8 protein-coding genes are annotated in these 3,872 nt (G+C 42.0%); 2 read left to right on the top strand and 6 right to left on the bottom strand.

All coding sequences use genetic code 11. The annotated features are described in order from the left end of the window. Window positions 1–96 precede the first annotated feature (96 nt). Complete coding sequence (locus Q0372_RS02450) at window positions 97–570, top strand: hypothetical protein (protein ID WP_298102117.1); 474 nt, start codon at window positions 97–99, stop codon at window positions 568–570. Window positions 571–720: 150 nt separating this feature from the next. Here Q0372_RS02450 and Q0372_RS02445 read toward each other — a convergent pair whose 3' ends face one another. From Q0372_RS02445 to Q0372_RS02420, 6 genes are read right to left on the bottom strand one after another with little or no spacing between them, the layout of a single operon-like run. Continuing rightward, window positions 721–1,158, bottom strand: coding sequence for a hypothetical protein (locus tag Q0372_RS02445; protein ID WP_297883328.1), 438 nt, complete (start codon window positions 1,156–1,158; stop codon window positions 721–723). 10 nt (window positions 1,159–1,168) lie between these two features. Next, window positions 1,169–1,504 carry a type II secretion system protein gene (locus tag Q0372_RS02440; protein ID WP_297961307.1) on the bottom strand — a complete coding sequence of 112 codons (336 nt, stop codon included), beginning with the start codon at window positions 1,502–1,504 and terminating at the stop codon, window positions 1,169–1,171. 21 nt (window positions 1,505–1,525) lie between these two features. Further along, complete coding sequence (gene prfB / locus Q0372_RS02435) at window positions 1,526–2,623, bottom strand: peptide chain release factor 2 (protein WP_298102114.1); 1,098 nt, start codon at window positions 2,621–2,623, stop codon at window positions 1,526–1,528. A 58-nt stretch (window positions 2,624–2,681) separates the two neighbouring features. After that, window positions 2,682–2,918 carry a hypothetical protein gene (locus tag Q0372_RS02430; RefSeq protein ID WP_297895620.1) on the bottom strand — a complete coding sequence of 79 codons (237 nt, stop codon included), beginning with the start codon at window positions 2,916–2,918 and terminating at the stop codon, window positions 2,682–2,684. Beyond that, the gene (locus tag Q0372_RS02425; protein WP_298102111.1) at window positions 2,903–3,178 is read right to left on the bottom strand and encodes a hypothetical protein; all 276 of its coding nucleotides are present in this window, start codon (window positions 3,176–3,178) and stop codon (window positions 2,903–2,905) included. Before Q0372_RS02425 ends, Q0372_RS02430 begins: the two co-directional genes overlap by 16 nt. Further along, window positions 3,178–3,477: a DUF883 domain-containing protein gene (locus tag Q0372_RS02420; protein ID WP_298102108.1), complete on the bottom strand. Its 300-nt coding sequence runs from the start codon at window positions 3,475–3,477 to the stop codon at window positions 3,178–3,180. Before Q0372_RS02420 ends, Q0372_RS02425 begins: the two co-directional genes overlap by 1 nt. Window positions 3,478–3,642: 165 nt before the next feature. Between Q0372_RS02420 and Q0372_RS02415 the strand changes: the two genes are divergently transcribed. Further along, window positions 3,643–3,872, top strand: a 230-nt coding sequence (locus Q0372_RS02415; protein WP_298102105.1) for a pantoate--beta-alanine ligase, incomplete at its 3' end; no start/stop codon positions are given.

The raw sequence follows: 3,872 nt of genomic DNA, 5'->3' as shown, positions 1-3,872 counted from the left end.
AAAACCTCAATTTAAATTCTCACAGCCCTAACACTATCATTTTTATCACTATTTATTATATTGCCGGAGCTTATAGATTATAGAAAAGAGAGACCGATGATACAGCTTAAAAACAAGCAAATAGAATTTTACGAAAAAGATAAAATCGCGTATGTCGAGCAATGTGAAAATTTGCAGCATAATATGGATTGGCCCTTTTTTATAGGAAATTTTAAAGGAAAAAGAGGATTGCTATATATGTTTATGGCGGTATTGCTATGCTTGGTTTTCATGACGATTGATCTCGTGGTTGCTCGTTGGTTTTTGAGCTTTGCTTTGTTTCAGTTTGTGGGCAATATATTAGTAAAATTTATCTTTTGTCTTGTTTTGGGAAAGAGCGGCGATAGGAGATTTTCGCTTTTTCCTGCATTGAGAGTTGGCGAACCGCATTATGGACATATCGGCTTATTTGCTTGCTCCAGATATTATTTAATACCGATATTTAGAAATTCTATATATTTTGAATTGAAAGAGTATTTCTTAGCTAGACACAATATAAATATCAACGATGTAGATAAAATTTATTTCTAGCTATAAGTGACACAAAATTTTATCAAAATGTATGGTGAAGAATTTTTCATGCAACAAATTCCATCCCGCGATACGGCGGAATGGAATTTGAAAGCAGCTCATTCGTAGCGAGTAAATCTAAAACAGAATTTTAATTTAAATCCCAAAGCCTTAGCCGTTGTATCCTAAGCGGCGCATATTTGCGCACGCATCCTTGTAGCCGTAATAGCACGAAATGCGGTATAGGTCGATGGCGTTAAATTTATTCTGCTCTACGCCCTCGCCTTTTTCAAACATAGCTGCGAGCTTCTGGCAAGCAGGAAAGTTTTGAGAGAGCGTGCACGCAGCGTTGTAGGCGTTGGCGGCAGAAGCATAGTCGCGTTTGGAATACATAGAATCCGCAAAATTTAGACACATTGCGCCATTGCCGTTTTTGCACGCATCGCTTTGCACGACGCTGCCTTGTAGGTTCATCGCACGGATACCGTCTTGAACGTCGGCGAAAGAATATTTGCCGCTCTTTGGCGCATCGACTGCGCTTTTCGGTGCGTTGCTAACGCAGCCTGCCAAAAATACCCCAGCGGCGATCAAAGCTAGAATTTTTTTCATATTTTGCTCCTTAATTTTTTGAAATTTGGCGACCCAAAACGTAATAGGTCTCTTTGCCTGCGACCTTTTGCAGCTTGAGCTTAAATTTTTCCGACCAAGAGCGTATAATCTGCTCCGCAGCAGTCTTGCGCTCCTCATTTGTAGCGTCATTTTTGATCTTAAAATACGGGTTAGAATTCGACATCGCCACATGCGCACCGTAAATTTTAAGCTTATCATTCAGCCCCACGATGCGATCAAGCTCATTATCCTCAAAATCACACTTCGATAAAATTCCTCGCAGCTGCGCGACCGTCGCGTCGTTTACGCTATATCCTAGCGCTAGCAAAATTCCATCTTCACTCATTCTCATCCTTTCGAAAAAAATTTATCTGTTCACTTGTGAAATCAAAACGCCTTCGATTATGCTTTTTATATCGCCGTCTAAAATCGCATCGGTTTGGCTATACGCCTCGCCGCTGCGGTTATCCTTAACCTGTTGATACGGGAAAAGTACGTAGGAGCGGATCTGATGCCCCCAGCCGATCTCGCTTTTAGGTGCGTTTTCATCCTTTTCGCGCTGCTTCATCAGCTCAAGCTCGTAAAGGCGCGACTTTAACACCTTCATCGCCGTTTCTTTGTTTTTGTGCTGGCTTCTATCGTTTTGGCAGTTTACTACGATACCCGTCGGGATGTGCGTGATACGCACGGCGCTTTCGGTTTTATTGATATGCTGCCCGCCTGCGCCGCTTGCGCGAAACACATCGATGCGGATATCCTTCTCTTCGATATTTATCTCGATATCATCATTTAGTTCGGGGCTTACCATCACGCTCGAAAAGCTCGTATGTCTGCGCCCTGCGCTATCAAACGGGCTTACGCGCACCAGGCGATGGATGCCGTTTTCGGCTTTCAGATATCCGTAGGCGTTCTCTCCGCGCACGATGAAGCTAACGTCTTTAAGACCCGCTTCCTCGCCCTCTTGAAAGTCCAAAACCTCGATCTTAAAGCCCTCTCTCTCGCAAAAGCGCAGATACATGCGGTATAGCATACTCGCCCAGTCGTTGCTCTCCGTACCGCCCGCGCCCGGATGAATGCTGACGATAGCGTTTTTATCGTCGTTTTCGCCGCTAAGCATCATAGAAATTTCTAAATTTATGATCTTGTCCTCTAACTCACCCGCTTCGGCAAAAAGCGAGTTTATCGTCTCCTCGTCGTTTTCCGAGTTTGCCAGCTCATATAGAGCCTTTGCGTCGTCTACGGCGTTTTTGGCGTTTAGAAATTTATTTAAGACATTTGAAATTTTAGTTTTTTCCTTACCGATGGCGCCTGCTTTTGCGATGTCCTGCCAGAGATTTTGATCGTTTTCAAGCTCCTCGATCTCTTTTAGGCGCGCTTTAATATTCTCCGGTTTTACGACGCCTGCAATATTTTCGACTTTAGTATTTAGGGTTTTTAAAAGTTCCGTGTATTCATAATTATCCAAAATTTAAGACCTTTTTATGCTTTTGGCGTGATTATAACATATTTTGGATTAAGGTTGTTTATAAAATTTTATTTAAGGCGGGCATTATTAAGCATTTATCTATTAGGGATATCAAAACCTGCTTGATATTGCCATGATTAATCAGTTTAAGCTCAGTCGAGAGATCAGGCAAGGGGTCGTTTAGTAGCAGTTTTAGCTTTGCTTCTTCTAGCTTCAACTTTTTGCAATCGGCTTTTTTGTCTTCAAGCATAGACACCACTAGTCTTAGCTTTTCTTTTGTCATTTCGCTTTGCACGAAAGCACCTTATACACGATGATAGAACATAAAAAAGCTGCGATGGAGCAGGCAAAATACGCCCAAATTTCTCCGATAGTTTTTTCAAGAAGCGCGTGCAGCCCTAGCAAAAAGAAAACTAAGCCTATAATGCAAATTACGCCCGTAATTATATTTAGTAAAACCGAGTTGGCGCTCTTTAAAAAAGAGCGCCTGATATCGCTAGCTTGAGCGTCTACGAGCTCTACTACCGAAACTATAAATTCAGATATGCCGGCCATTATTTTTTCAGCAACCAAGCGAGCAAAAATCCGACGCCAGCAGCGATAGCGACGCTTTTTATCGGGTCTTGTTTTATCGTGTCATTTACGCTTTCTATGCCGTCTTTGCCTTTAAGCCTTAGATCATCTATATATTTTTTGATCTCATTGCTGTTTAGCTGATCTAGAATTTTATCCTTAGCAGACTCCGCACGCTCTGCACCTATGTTTTTGATGGACTTCATAATCTCTTTAAAATCCGCTTTTAAAGAGTCGATATCCTTTTTCAAAAACTCCAAATTTGTCTCTTGAGTAGCCATTTTCGCTCCTTTTGAAGTTTATTTTAGAGCTAAAGCTCGTGGTAGATTTTAGTACTTATTGATTAACGCTCGCTAAATAGACCGCCCTTTTGCGCTTAATTTATACCTTTAATATTTTTTGATATAATTGTCAGCCTTAATATTTTATATTGAAAAGAGAGAACAATGCAGATCATTAGAAGCGTAGAGGAGCTAAAAAGCTTCAGAGCATCAGCAAGCGGCAGCGTGGGCTTCGTGCCTACGATGGGGGCTTTGCACGCGGGGCATGCGAGCCTCATAAAAAGAGCGCGAAACGAAAACGACATCGTAATCGTCTCCGCATTCCTTAATCCGGCGCAGTTTTTGCCAGGCGAGGATCTAAACAGCTACCCAAAAAATGAAGCGGGCGATATTAA

It is taken from the genome of uncultured Campylobacter sp., assembly GCF_937997405.1.
In the GTDB taxonomy this organism is placed as follows: domain Bacteria; phylum Campylobacterota; class Campylobacteria; order Campylobacterales; family Campylobacteraceae; genus Campylobacter_B.
Note: the sequence above shows the minus strand (reverse complement) of the source record. Positions and strands in the feature narration are given on the sequence as shown.